General features: G+C 62.6%; 13 protein-coding genes. 5 read left to right on the top strand and 8 right to left on the bottom strand.

Annotated elements, in window-relative coordinates; translation table 11 throughout:
* Positions 1-19: 19 nt before the first annotated feature.
* Entirely contained in the window at positions 20-226 is a 207-nt protein-coding gene (locus CO731_RS05055; protein WP_108606223.1) for a DUF1737 domain-containing protein, read from the bottom strand.
* Entirely contained in the window at positions 223-1,122 is a 900-nt protein-coding gene (locus CO731_RS05050; protein ID WP_108609633.1) for a CoA ester lyase, read from the bottom strand. Before CO731_RS05050 ends, CO731_RS05055 begins: the two co-directional genes overlap by 4 nt.
* A gap of 97 nt (positions 1,123-1,219) precedes the next feature.
* Here CO731_RS05050 and CO731_RS05045 point away from each other — a divergent pair, with 97 nt between their 5' ends.
* The gene (locus CO731_RS05045) at positions 1,220-2,389 is read left to right on the top strand and encodes an FAD-binding oxidoreductase (protein WP_108606222.1); all 1,170 of its coding nucleotides are present in this window, start codon (positions 1,220-1,222) and stop codon (positions 2,387-2,389) included.
* 272 nt (positions 2,390-2,661) lie between these two features.
* A complete protein-coding gene (locus CO731_RS05040) occupies positions 2,662-4,218 on the top strand; it encodes a hypothetical protein (RefSeq protein ID WP_108606221.1) in 1,557 nt (518 codons plus the stop codon).
* Between the two features lie 176 nt (positions 4,219-4,394).
* On the opposite strand, the gene CO731_RS05035 is transcribed toward CO731_RS05040, so the two are convergent.
* The gene (locus CO731_RS05035) at positions 4,395-4,616 is read right to left on the bottom strand and encodes a hypothetical protein (RefSeq protein WP_108606220.1); all 222 of its coding nucleotides are present in this window, start codon (positions 4,614-4,616) and stop codon (positions 4,395-4,397) included.
* 104 nt (positions 4,617-4,720) lie between these two features.
* Entirely contained in the window at positions 4,721-4,930 is a 210-nt protein-coding gene (locus CO731_RS05030; RefSeq protein WP_108609632.1) for a cold-shock protein, read from the bottom strand.
* A gap of 504 nt (positions 4,931-5,434) precedes the next feature.
* Between CO731_RS05030 and CO731_RS05025 the strand changes: the two genes are divergently transcribed.
* Positions 5,435-6,232 (top strand): DUF2189 domain-containing protein, encoded by a 798-nt coding sequence (locus CO731_RS05025; protein ID WP_108606219.1) that lies wholly within the window; start codon positions 5,435-5,437, stop codon positions 6,230-6,232.
* A 60-nt stretch (positions 6,233-6,292) separates the two neighbouring features.
* Here CO731_RS05025 and CO731_RS05020 read toward each other — a convergent pair whose 3' ends face one another.
* Positions 6,293-6,751 (bottom strand): carboxymuconolactone decarboxylase family protein, encoded by a 459-nt coding sequence (locus CO731_RS05020; RefSeq protein WP_108606218.1) that lies wholly within the window; start codon positions 6,749-6,751, stop codon positions 6,293-6,295.
* Here CO731_RS05020 and CO731_RS28595 point away from each other — a divergent pair.
* Together CO731_RS28595 and CO731_RS05015 are read left to right on the top strand one after the other, a co-directional pair.
* Positions 6,738-6,875 (top strand): hypothetical protein, encoded by a 138-nt coding sequence (locus CO731_RS28595; RefSeq protein WP_159091564.1) that lies wholly within the window; start codon positions 6,738-6,740, stop codon positions 6,873-6,875. The genes CO731_RS05020 and CO731_RS28595 overlap by 14 nt on opposite strands.
* 3 nt (positions 6,876-6,878) lie before the next feature.
* On the top strand, positions 6,879-7,751 hold the full coding sequence (locus CO731_RS05015) for a sigma-70 family RNA polymerase sigma factor (RefSeq protein ID WP_108606217.1): 873 nt from the start codon (positions 6,879-6,881) through the stop codon (positions 7,749-7,751).
* Positions 7,752-7,781: 30 nt separating this feature from the next.
* On the opposite strand, the gene CO731_RS05010 is transcribed toward CO731_RS05015, so the two are convergent.
* The 3 genes from CO731_RS05010 to CO731_RS05000 all read right to left on the bottom strand — a co-directional run bounded on the left by CO731_RS05010 (position 7,782) and on the right by CO731_RS05000 (position 12,320).
* Positions 7,782-9,260, bottom strand: coding sequence for a DUF4041 domain-containing protein (locus CO731_RS05010; RefSeq protein WP_245439635.1), 1,479 nt, complete (start codon positions 9,258-9,260; stop codon positions 7,782-7,784).
* A gap of 209 nt (positions 9,261-9,469) precedes the next feature.
* On the bottom strand, positions 9,470-10,747 hold the full coding sequence (locus CO731_RS05005) for a serine hydrolase (protein ID WP_199914608.1): 1,278 nt from the start codon (positions 10,745-10,747) through the stop codon (positions 9,470-9,472).
* Between the two features lie 55 nt (positions 10,748-10,802).
* Positions 10,803-12,320 (bottom strand): alginate export family protein, encoded by a 1,518-nt coding sequence (locus CO731_RS05000; protein WP_245439633.1) that lies wholly within the window; start codon positions 12,318-12,320, stop codon positions 10,803-10,805.
* Positions 12,321-12,427 lie beyond the last annotated feature (107 nt).

Genomic DNA, 12,427 nt, shown 5'->3' with positions numbered 1-12,427 from the left:
GCGAACCAGCGCCGAAAAATCAGAAATCGCTGAGCTTGATACCGGGGTCGTATTCGACGCCTTCGACGTCCTTCACCACGGCCTGGCCGCAGCGCATGGTCTTGCTGTCGGCGTCGAAGGAATAGGTCGGCGAGCCGAACAGGTGCCAGCCCTTGTTCACCGCAGCGGTGACCTTGTGGCAGAAGGTGGCGTCGTCGGGACCGGTCAGGAAGCGGTAGAGTTTCATTTTTCGTCTCCCGTCATCTCGGCGATCATCGCAGCCCTCGCCAGCATCTTCTCGGCCTGCACCAGATGCAGCCGCTCGACCATCCTGCCACCGAGCGAGATTACACCGCGCGAGGCATTTTCGGGAAGCGCGAAGGCGCCGACGATGGCGCGCGCTTCGGCAAGTGCTGCGGCCGACGGCGAGAATGCCGCATTGGCCGGGCCGATCTGTGCCGGGTGGATGACGGTCTTGCCGGAAAAGCCCATGGCCGCGGCCTCGCCGCACTCATCGGCAAAGGCGTCCAGGTCGCGGAAATCGTTGGAGACGCTGTCGAGCATGTCGACGCCGCCGGCGCGGGCGTAAAGCACCATCTGCAACAGCCACGGCTGGAGATAGCGGCGGTCGGGCGTGATCATCACGCCCGTATCCTTGGCGAGGTCGTTGAGCCCGGCGATCAGGCACGACAGCCGGGCCGAAGGATCGCGGCCGAGCTCGGCGATGGCCGCCAGGTTGACCAGTGCCCGCGGCGTCTCGATCATCGCCCAGAGTTTCAGCGTGTCGGGCGCGTCGGCCTCGTCGAGCACGTCATTGGCTTCCAGCAGGTCGCGCGGCGTCTCGATCTTGGGCAGCACCACGCCGTCGGTGGCCCAGCCGCTCGCCGCGGCAAGATCGTCAGCACCCCACGCACTTTTCAGCGAATTGATGCGCACGACATATTCGCGCGCGCTGGCCGGCCTTTCGGCGAAGAATTTGGCCAGCCTGTCGCGCGCCGCGGCCTTTTGCTCGGGCAGCACGGCATCCTCCAGGTCGAAGATCACGGTATCGCAGGCAAGCTGCGGCAGCTTGGCGATGGCCTTCTCGTTGGTGGCGGGCACGAAAAGCGCCGAACGGCGCGGGCGGGAGACAGAATGTGACATCTGGTCTTCTTGCCCGGCAATGCTGGCCCTTGCAAGGGCTTGCCGGGCAATGCGGTAACTGCTTTTGTCCTCCATCATAACAGGACGGGAACACTTCATGGCACGCTACGACGTGGTCATCATCGGCGGCGCGATCGTCGGCAGCTCGGTCGCCTATTATCTGCGCGACGAGGGTTTTACCGGCTCGATCGCGCTGATCGAGCGCGACCCGCAATTCGCCCATTCGGCAACCACGCTGTCCTGCGCCTCGATCCGCCAGCAATTCTCGATCCCCGAGAACATCCGCCTGTCGCAGTTCACGCTCGGCCTGTTCCGGCGGCTGAAGGACGAGTTCGGCGCCGACGCCGACATCGGCTTCCGCGAGGGCGGCTACCTGATCCTCGCCGGCGAGAATGGCCTGCCGATCCTCGAGGCCAACCACCAGGCGCAGATGGCCGAGGGCGCCGACATCGTGCTCGAGGACGCCGAGCAGCTCGCCAGGCGTTTTGCCTGGATCTCGACCGAGGGCATTTCCGCCGGCGCCTATGGCCGCACCGGCGAGGGCTGGTTCGACGCGCACGCCATGCTCGGCCTGTTCCGCAAGGCGCTGAAGACCAAAGACATCGACCTGATCACCGCCGAGGTGACCGGCATCGAGCGTGAGCGCAACCGCGTCACAGCCGTCACGTTTGCCAATGGCGAACGGCTGGAAGCCGGCACCGTCGTCAATGCCGCCGGCCCCAACGCCGGCAAGGTCTCGGCCCTGGCCGGCATCGCCCTGCCGGTCGAGCCGCGCAAGCGCAACGTCTTCGTTTTCGAGGCGCGCGACAGGTTCGCCGACATGCCGCTGATGGTCGACCCCAGCGGCGTCTATGTCCGCCCCGAGGGTTCGGTCTACATCACCGGCGGGGCCGAGAGCGAGGACGGCGAGCTGGCCGCCGACCCGCAAGACTTCAACCCCGACTGGGGCCTGTTCGAAGACGTGATCTGGCCTGTGCTGGCGACGCGCGTGCCGGCCTTCGAGGCGATCAAGGCGACGCAGGCCTGGGTCGGGCACTACGACTACAACGCGCTCGACCAGAACGCCGTCATCGGCCCGCACCCGGAGGTCGCAAACTTCATCTTCGCCAACGGCTTTTCCGGCCACGGCCTGCAGCAGGCACCCGCAGTCGGCAAGGCGCTGGCCGAGCTCATCGTCCATGGCGGCTACCGCTCGATCGACTGCTCGGCCTTCGGCTACCAGCGCATCGCCGAGGGCCGGCCGTTCCGCGAGCTGAACGTGATCTAGGGTTTTCGGCAACTGCCTTCATCCCGAGTCTTTTCGCCCTCATCCTGAGCCTGTCGAAGGATGCGGGCGCTCCATTCGCCCTCGCCCCTTGGGTAAAGGACCCGCATTGCCCCCGCGGATATCTTGCACCGCAATGGGCTCGCCCCCCGTGCCGGAATCCATCAAGATTAATGTAGCACAACGTCAGAAGGCATCCCGCAATAGGTCAAAAAGGCTATCTGTTCGCCGAAGTCGTGTCAGCGTAACGTGTCGCTTGGTAGTTGGGGGGTCCAATGAACCGGTGGCTCAGCGTTTTATTACTCTTGGTCTGTTCGAGTAGTGCGGTCCTGGCGAACGAAGAACTGCTGGGTCGCTGGACTGGGGGCCTTACCTGCGGTCCAGATAAGAACCTGCCGTTGACGCTATCCATCACCGAGGCCAAGAACGGGAAGCTGAAGGGCGTTTTCGAGTTCCGGTCCGGGTGGCACAAGGCAAAATACCATGTCGTCGGCACGACCACGTCGACAGGCGCGTTTCAGTTAGATCCCGGACCATGGATCATGCAACCCACCGGCTTCCGAGCCGTCGGCCTGCAGGGACAGGTCGCTCGTTTCGGTAGCCGTCCCATGATTCAGGGGACGCTCCTCGATTGCAAAGGCGGATCCTTTACAGCTTTTTTGCAGCCACCGCTCGAAGAACCACCGCCGCCCCCTCTAGCAGAAATGTTCGACCGAAAAGGTCCCCAGTGGATAAAGGCTGTCCGCGATCGAGTCCAAGAATACGTCAGGAAGCGTGTGGACAAGCCGCGCTGGTGGAACCAACTCGAACGCGAAGTTGGATTCAGTAAAGTCGATCAAGCGACCAGGGAGACGCTGCTGGCGGAGGTTAGGGAAGCGCGGGCCAATGTCCGAGCCGATGCTCTCCTGCAAGAACTTGCATCTGGCCCGAAGGACTTTCCTCAGGGCATAGGAAGGGCTCTCTTTATTTTCCGACAGGCGCAGACGTCAGAATGGCCCGACAAGACCAAGCTTCGGGTCTACAAAGCCTGCCAAAAACAGGTAGCTGAAGTACTCCGGCCCAAGTTGACGGAGATTGCGGCTTTGGCAGCAAACCTGCCCACCACCTTGGAAGGTCTGGCAGAGGCCCGCGCGGCAATTGCTCCGATGGAAGACTATCGACATTCTCTCGAACAGGCGTTTGGAACTCTAGACCAAGAAAACCTGCTGTCTCCCATGTTGAAACGGATTGCAGAACTTGAATTGAATCCGGCCATAGCAATTGCATTTCGCGAAGCGTTGGCGGTAGCGCGACAACAATCTGACCCCCGCACAGCGACCGAGAACGTAATTTACAATGTCCTTGGTCAGGCAAGTTCGTCATATCCGCTTGCCGCGATCGCGGCGGAAGGGCGGAAACTGGCCGCATTGGCTGAGGTTGTGGTCGAGAGCATCGCAAGTGAAGGGGATCGCTCCGAACCGAGTGCCAGTGACATGGCGGCGTATATGTTCACCCTCGTAGAACGCTTCAATGCACCGTTAGCAGCAATGCGATGCGCTCCGGGGCAGCATGATGTGACCGACCTGCCCAGATGTCAGTTGGGAGAATTGGAAGCCAGACTGAAAAAAATTGTCAAGTCTGGCTGCCGGGCAGAGAAGCCAGGCCAACAATATGTCTGCGATTTCGATCAGTATTCGCAGCTCGTCTACTTCCGCACGGGCGAGCCTCCGATGGACAGCTTTGCACTGTCGACTCGCTTCCCTGGAGGGCGCATGGAGGGCCCGCAAAAGGTACGTTTTGTCCGCCAGGTTCTTGGTGGAGGATGGGTCGGCTCGCGCGCAAGTCCCGAATAGGCGGGCAATACCCCTCCGGCTGGTCAGCCGACGCGCCCTACAGCAGCACCGCCACGCTAGGCCGGCGGGTGGTTTCCGTCAACAATGCAGGCGAAAGGCGCTGCGCCGGCAGGACTCGTTGTCCGCCGGATGATCACCTGTCCCGCCCGGAAGATGGTCCCGGGTGAAGCGGGTGGCTACGCCGCCGGCTTCTTGCGGCGCGCCGGCTTGGCCGGGGCTGGCTCCTGGGTTGCCTCGATGGCAAGCCGTGCCGCCCGAAGCCGCGCGGTCTTGGCCTCGCGTGCGATGACCTCGGCATGGAGGATCGAATGCGCCACCCGGGTGGTCATGTCGCCCTTTGCTTCGGCCTTGTTCTGCGAGGGGACAAACAAATTGTCCTTGGTGATGGAACTCGCCATGCGGTTTCTCCTGAAACGAAAAAGGCCGGGAACTCCCGACCTTCTCCTGATTGCCTCGACGGCCGATGCCAGTTCATCCGTGGTCAGCGGCCGGAAGCAATGCGTTAGGCAGCCTGAAGATTCTCGGCTGCGTTCTTGCCGCTGCGGTTGTCGCGCACGACGTCGAAGTTCAGCTTCTGACCCTCGACGATGGTGCGCATGCCGGCACGCTCGACGGCCGAGATGTGGACGAACACGTCCTGCTCGCCGGTGTCGGGCGCAATGAAGCCGAAACCTTTGGTGGCATTGAAGAATTTAACGGTACCAGTAGCCATGACGAAACCTTTCAATCGACATAGTGAAGTATTCGCCGAGCAGAATGCAGGGCGATGTTTTCCGATCGATTTTGAGGGGGAAGATCGTAGAGGCGCCAGGCGCGCGGAACAAAGTTCTACAGCAAGATCGATTGGTCCAATATAGTGCTCAATACGACAATAGCAAGGCTGGCCCGAAAAAGGGCGGCACGACGGCCTTGCAATCGCGAACCCGGCACCCCACATAGGCTTCATCGGCGAGCTTGCCGGGAGCGAAACGCGCATCGGGATACGATGACCGGGTTTTGCCGCGAGCCGCTGCATTTGCCCTGATTGACGGCATGCCGACCACGGATGTACCGGCAGCATGACAGGTCTCAGGAGCCAGAGGGAAGCGGGCATTGCCCGCTTTTTTCTTGTCCGGCGTTTGCCTTGCCACTACGGCAACTTCCCTTGATCCTGATCAATGTCCTGCGCACCGTGACGTATAGGGGTAGGCAGACGGCGCCAGCGAGGGAGGAAGCTATGGCAGACGTGAAGGGAACGGCGCAGCCGCAGGGCAAACGCCCGGGGGCGCTGCCGGAGGTGCGGGCGCTGACGGTCGCCGACATCAGGCAGAGCTTGGCGGAAGGGGCGGCCGACTTTGCCCGCCGCCCGGCGGTCGGGCTGATGATCGGCGCCGTGTTCATGGTCATCGGCATGGCGATCACGGTGTCGCTGCTGGTGCTGCACGAACCCTGGCTGATCTATCCCTTCGCCATTGGCTTCCCGCTGGTCGGGCCGTTCGCCGCCGTCGGCCTCTACGAGGTCAGCCGCCGGCTGGAGGCCGGGCAGGCGCCGGCCCTCGGCGAGGTGCTCAGGGTGATCTGGGCCCAGCGCCGCCGCGAGGTGTCGTGGATGGCCTTCGTCATGCTGTTCGTGTTCTGGATCTGGATGTACCAAATCCGTCTGCTGATCGCGCTGATCCTCGGCCGCATGTCGTTCGCCACGCTCGACCGCTTCGTCGACGTGGTGACGACCACCAGCGAGGGCTGGATCTTCCTCGGCATCGGCCATGTCGTCGGCGCAGCACTCGCGCTGGTGCTGTTTTCCATCACTGTGATCTCGATCCCGATGCTGCTCGACCGCGAGGTCGATTTCGTCACCGCCATGATCACCTCGGTGCGCACGGTACTGGCGAGCCCCGTCGTCATGCTGGGCTGGGGCCTGGTGGTGACGCTTGCGGTGCTGGCCGCCTGCGTGCCGTTCTTCCTCGGCCTGCTGGTGGTGCTGCCGGTGCTCGGCCACGCGACGTGGCATCTCTATCGCCGCGCGGTGGTGTAGGGGGCGGCGAGGCCCCCCATCCTTCGACAGGCTCAGGATGAGGGGAGAGCGCGGCGAAGCTCAGTTCCAGGCGGCACCGGCGACCTGGCGGACGGCGGCGTTGAGCCGGTTCCAGACATTGATCAGGCCGATCGAGAGGATCAGCGCCGATAGCGTCTTTTCGTCATAGTGGCGCGCGGCATCGGTCCAGACGTCGTCGGGCACCGGGTCGGCCTTGTCGCTGACGCGGGTAACGGCCTCGGTAAGTGCCAGCGCGGCGCGCTCGGCCTCGCTGAACCACGGCGTGTCGCGCCAGGCGGCGACGGCGAAGATGCGCTCGTCCTTCTGGCCGGCCTTCCTCAGTTCGAGCGAGTGCATGTGGACGCAGACGCTGCAGCCGTTGATCTGGCTGGCGCGCAGGTGGATCAGCATGCGCGTCACCTCGGGCAGGCTGTCGATTTCGGTCGCCTTGTTGAGCGCCTGCAGCGCCTTCAGGGCTTCGGGCAGGACGAGGGCTGGGTTGTTCATGCGGGCTTGCATTTTTCGCTTCCTTTCGCGGTCGGGTGCGGTCGATGGTGACGCCGCCGGCCACGTGACGGGTCTCTGTCACATCGGCCAGGTTTCGTTCGTCATCGCCATGACGCATGCCGAAGAGGAGACGTGACAGATGAACGACGAAAATTTTCTGAGCGAGCGATTTGCCGCCAATCGCGGGCATTTGCGCACCGTGGCCTACCGCATGCTGGGTTCGGCCAGCGAGGCCGAGGACGCCGTGCAGGAGACCTGGCTGAGGCTGGCGCGGACCGGCGCCGGCGACATCGACAATCTCGGCGGCTGGCTGACCACTGTCGTGGCCCGCGTATGCCTGGACATGCTGCGCCAGCGCAAATCGCGGCGCGAGGACCCGCTGGACGTCGAAGGGCCGGACGAGGTCGCCGACGATACCGCCGGCATCGACCCCGAGCGCGGACTGGCGATGGCCGACGCCGTCGGGCTGGCGCTGCTGGTGGTGCTGGAGCGGCTGGCACCGGCCGAGCGCATCGCGTTCGTGCTGCATGACATGTTCGACCTGTCTTTCGACGACATTGCGCCCATAGTCGAGCGCACGCCGGTTGCCGCGCGGCAGCTGGCCAGCCGCGCCCGGCGGCGCGTGCAGGGCAGCGACGAGGCCGGCGCACCCGACCGGACGCGGCAGCGAGAGGTGGTGGCCGCGTTCCTTGCGGCATCGCGCGGCGGCGACTTCGCCGGCCTGCTGGCCGTGCTCGACCCCGACGTGGTGTTCCGCGCCGACGCGGCAGCGGCCCGGCTGGGCTCGGCCGCCGAGCTGCGCGGGGCGCAGGCGGTGGCGCAGAACTTCAAGGGCCGCGCCCAGGTCGCCCGCCCGGCACTGGTCGACGGCTCGATCGGCCTGCTGATCGCGCCGATGGGCAAGCTGCGCGTCGTGCTGGCCCTCAAGCTCGACGGCGACAGGATCGTTGGCATCGACGCCATCGCCGATCCGGATCGGCTGGCGCAGCTGGACGTGGCGCTGCTGGCTTAGTCGGACCGAAACCAGTCCGCGAGTATCTTCCTACAACGTGGCGGGGAACAGCTCTTCCGGGTGGGTTGGCTGTTCCAACTTGATGCGTCTACGAGAAAGCGTCTCGTGGTACTCTTGGGCTTCGATGTCCTTGAAGAACGGGGCATTTGGAGCGACCCGCCTGACCGCGATTTCAACATCTTCAAGGGATGCGCGAAAGAACTCTTTTCGATAGTTCTGCGTGTTGACCCGTGTAGGCTCAAACTCTCCATGCAGCGCTCGTTCAAGCGCTGGGGCATCATCGCTGTATATGATCGCGTGCGTGTCGAAAGTGAATGGCACGCTCGCATCGCCAAGTTCGCGCACTCTGTCCATGGGATCGAGCCGTCTTGTCAGACCAATCTTCACCACATTTTCGCCAAAGGAGCCTATGTTAGATATGATGTAGACGTAGCCTGAACGCGTGCGCTCTGCCAGCGCTTGGGCGCGCTCGACTTTTGCATGGGCTTCGGCCAGATCGTGCTCCAGCACCCGGATTTGCTCGCTGAAGGCGTCGAGTTGCGGTCCAACCACGCGTGCGGCTTCGGCTTTGGCTTTTACCAAGAGGCGCGCGTAGCGATCCTCCTCTTCTTGAGCTACCTCCATATCTCGGAGCAACCGCTGCTCTTCGCGTGCAGCACGCGCGGCCTCCGCCCGCTCCTCCCGCTCGGCCTTTAGCCTCTCTCGGTGCTCATGGCAAAGATATAACTCTTGAAGCTTAAGATGGACGAACTGCGGGGTTACGATGATGGAATTGGAGGCGTTGAGTCTGTCGATCTGCTCTTGAGCACGAATGATCCGCTTTTCCATCGCATTGACATTGTTCCAGCGCGTATTGGCTATCGCAGCGTCACACTCATTATTGAAAGCACGGAGCGTTAGCTTGATGTTGCGCTTGGTCATTGTCTGACCTTTCGACAAGCTTCCGTCGACAGTCCAGTTTGTCGTGCAGACCACAGCGCCGTCGTTCGAGATCATGCGCTTCTGCTGCTCTCTGATCCTGGCGACTGCTTCCTTGTATTTTTCACTATCTGTAAAATCGAAATGAGGTTCGTATACACCCATCTCAGCAAAGGCCAATCGGTCATCGAATATGGCAACCTCAGCAATCAGCCTGTCATAAATCTGCTTCTTGCCCTGATAGGCCGACCTAAGCGCGTCAATCTCCTCATTGCGCGCGGCAATCTCGGCTTGGAGTTTTTGCGTTTCTACGTCCAAATCCAGCACACCAGCAAGACGCGCTTCTAGATAGGTTACTCTCGTTTCGAGCACCTTATTGGCTTCAATCAGCTTTTTGGCTGCATCTAGAGCAACCTCGAAACGTCTATTTCGGTCCTCAAGAACGGCCTGCGTCTCAACAAGGGTTGACTGAGCTAGTTTCAAATTTCTGCCGCTACGCCACCACTTATAGGCCGCAAAGAGGAATAGAAACGGAAGCGCCAAGATGACAATCGCCATAACAATGGCCACAGTATTGCCTGAGCTTTCCATGAAAAATCCCCACCACTCCCAAAGGAATGGTCGAGCCAGCCGTCTAAATTGTCAATATTTGCTTGCGGCTAGTTTTCAAAAATATTAGCCATAACGAATTCGGAGAAGACTGGGATCTTCGGCAGTCGCGCACAAAATCCTCTAAATTCAAGGCGTGCGATCCACGACTCGGCAGAGCATCCGTTCTGGTAAAATGCCTGCCCGGCTATTCACTTCATCAAATGCTTGGCCACCGCTTCGTAGGCCGGCAACGAGGTCGGGTCGTTGGCAGCATTGCCGGCGGTGGGGTGCGACGAGAACCGGGCGATGACGACGCGCGCCTTGGGGTCGATGTAGAGCGCCTGGCCATGCACTCCGCGCGCCATGTAGGCGCCGTGATCGTTGTTGGTGATCCACCACATGCCGCGATAGCTCCAGCCCTTGAGCAGCTGATAACCGGCCTTTTCGAACGCCGCCTTGTCGCCGCCGGCACGGATGCGGGCGATCGCCGCTGCCGGTACCAGTTGCTGGCCGTTGAAGGCGCCGTCGTCGAGCAGGATCTGGCCCAGCCGCGCCATGTCCCGCAGGCCGGCGTTGAAGCCGCCGCCAGCGAAGGGCGTTCCGGTGGAATCGACGGTGTAGTAGGCGTCCTGCTCGGCGCCCATCTTGCTCCAGATCCGATCCGACATGAACTGGGCGACCGATTGGCCCGAGACACGCGCGATGATCCAGCCAAGGGCGTCGGTGTTGATGGTCTTGTAGCCGAAGGCCATGCCGTGCTCGCCTTCCTTGCGCACCGTCTGCAGGTATTCGAAATAGCTGCGCGGTCCAGTGTAGCCTTCCGGCTTGGGCAGCGGGCTGCCGGCAGCCGAATAGACCCAGACGTCGGCGTTGGGATCGGCATAATCCTCGCTGTAGCGCAGGCCGGTGGTCATCTCGAGCACCTGCCTGACAGTGGCGTCGCCAAAGGCGCTCTTGGCGAGTTCGGGCACGACTGATGCCACCTTGGCGTTTTCGTCGAGCTTGCCTTCGGCCACCAGCATCTCGCCCATCAGGCCGGTGAGCGACTTGGTGACCGACATGGCGCCGTGCTGGCCCGCATCGTCGAGGCAGCCGAAATAGCGCTCGTAGACGATCTTGCCGTCATGCATGACGACGATGCCGTCGGTGTAGTTGGCGGCCAGCGACTGCTCCCACGTCATCTCGGCGTCGCCGCCGAGCGGGGTGAACTTCACCGCGTCGATGGTCTCGTCCAGCTCGCGTTCGAGCGGCGCCGGCGCGCCGAGCCCACGGCTGACATTGACGGTCGGCATCAGCTGGCGGAAATGGCACACCGTCCAGCGCATCTTGGGAAAGCTGAAATAGTCGGGATCGGTGAAGCGGATGATCTTGTCCGCCGGCGGCGGAGAACCGACCATCCAGCCGAGCTTGACGGGATCGGACTCTGCGGCTGACAGCACTTTTGCCTCCTGTGCCCAAGAGATCGACGGCGTTGCCACGGCAAGCATTGCCGCGACCAACGCAGCGCCCGCGAAACCGCCCCTGGCTGCACCCGACCCAGCTTCAGAAATTGACGACGACATTGGCGAAGGCTCCTGTCCAGACTGGCGCATCGGAATTGACGACCGAGTCAGCTCCGGGACCTGGGAATGAAACGCTGAACCCGGCTGTCAGATAGGTGTTTGGGTTCAGCACGCGGTTGTATTCGAGGAAGATATCGTCCGACAGATGCTTGGCGGAGACGCCGGCGACCGGATTGGGCACGCCGTTGATGATCTCGAGATGCGTGCCTTGGCCGAACTGGATCGGGCTGCGCAGTTCGTTGGCGCTGATATAGGCGTAGCGCAGGGTCAGCGTGTCGCGCTCGGTCGGCGTGACGCGCAGGCTGAGCTGGTGGGCGTTGACGTTGGAATTGATGAACACCATCGACGACTTCGAGCCTGTCGACCAGGAACTCGGGCTGCCCTCGTAGTAAAGCGGGTCGAAGCGCTCCAGACGCGACGTCGACGGATCGTCGCCGGAGAATGTCTGGTAGGAATAAGCGATCGTCGGTGCCCACGAGTATTCGGCGAAGGTGTAGCCGACCTGGACGCGGCCGCCCCATGCCCGCATGTCGATGCGGTCGTTCCATTGGTAGGCGAAATCGCCGGCGACGAACAAATTCTCAAAACTGTCGCCGAACGGCATGGCGCGGCCGTAGACATTGACGAAGTTCAGCCCGTCGCGGCCATTGGCAACCAGCGTCGGCACCCCGATGCCGCCGGGCGCGGCCTGCGGGTAAGGCGAGTCGGATTGCAGCACATGGCCGAAGGTCATGCCGGCAAAGGTGTCGGACTCGCCATCGTAGCGGAAATCGCCGCCGACGATCCTGGTCTGGGTGTCGCTTTCGTTCAGCTCGTTGGCATCGAGATAGAATGCCGTGGCGGTGAAATCGTCGAAGCCAAAACTGCCGATCGAAGCCATTTCCCAGGCCTTGCGCGGGCCGAGCTTGAGCGCGCCGCGGTCGAAGCCGCTCGACCCGCCATTGGCGAGCAGCATGCCGGTGCCGGCCTTGAATGTGCGGGGACCGACCGAGAGATCGAAGGACGGATCGCTGTTTTCGTCCGAGCGCAAGCCGAGATAGCCCTCTTCCAGCGTGACGCGGCCAGTGTTTCCGGTTGCGTAGGCATCGATGCCGAGCGTGCCCGAGGCAACGGCCGAGACCTTGCCATAGGCCACCAACCCGCCCAGGTCCTGGGTGAAGCTGAGGCCGGGCAAAATGTAGCCTTCGAGCCAGGTCGGATTGGAATTGAACCCGGCCGACGGTGCGAATGTATCTGAATAGTTCCAGAACACATTGTGTTCGGTCACCACGTTCAGGCCGGCCTGAAGATGCATCCGGATCATCAGCCCGTCATGGTCGAGCAGCAGCATGCGGTCGTCGGCGGCAAGCGCGCGTTCGGAGGCGAGGAGGCTTGCGGAGACCAGTGCTGCGCCCGCCCAGCCGAGAATCCGCCATTTCCGCTGCCTGGTCTTGAGCCTCTGCGGGCGGACCTGCCCTTGCGCGGCCCCTGGGTCGATGTCGCTGCCCCTAGCCCCCATCGTTGCATGGCCTCCGAATGTGCGCCGCGAGCAGAAGCAGCCAGTCTGTGATTCTCGACTTTACGGCGAGCGAGGCGGAAACGGCAAGGCGAGGCGGCGACATCCGC

The sequence above is a fragment of the Aminobacter sp. MSH1 genome (genome assembly GCF_003071665.1).
GTDB lineage: Bacteria > Pseudomonadota > Alphaproteobacteria > Rhizobiales > Rhizobiaceae > Aminobacter > Aminobacter niigataensis.
Note: the sequence above shows the minus strand (reverse complement) of the source record. Positions and strands in the feature narration are given on the sequence as shown.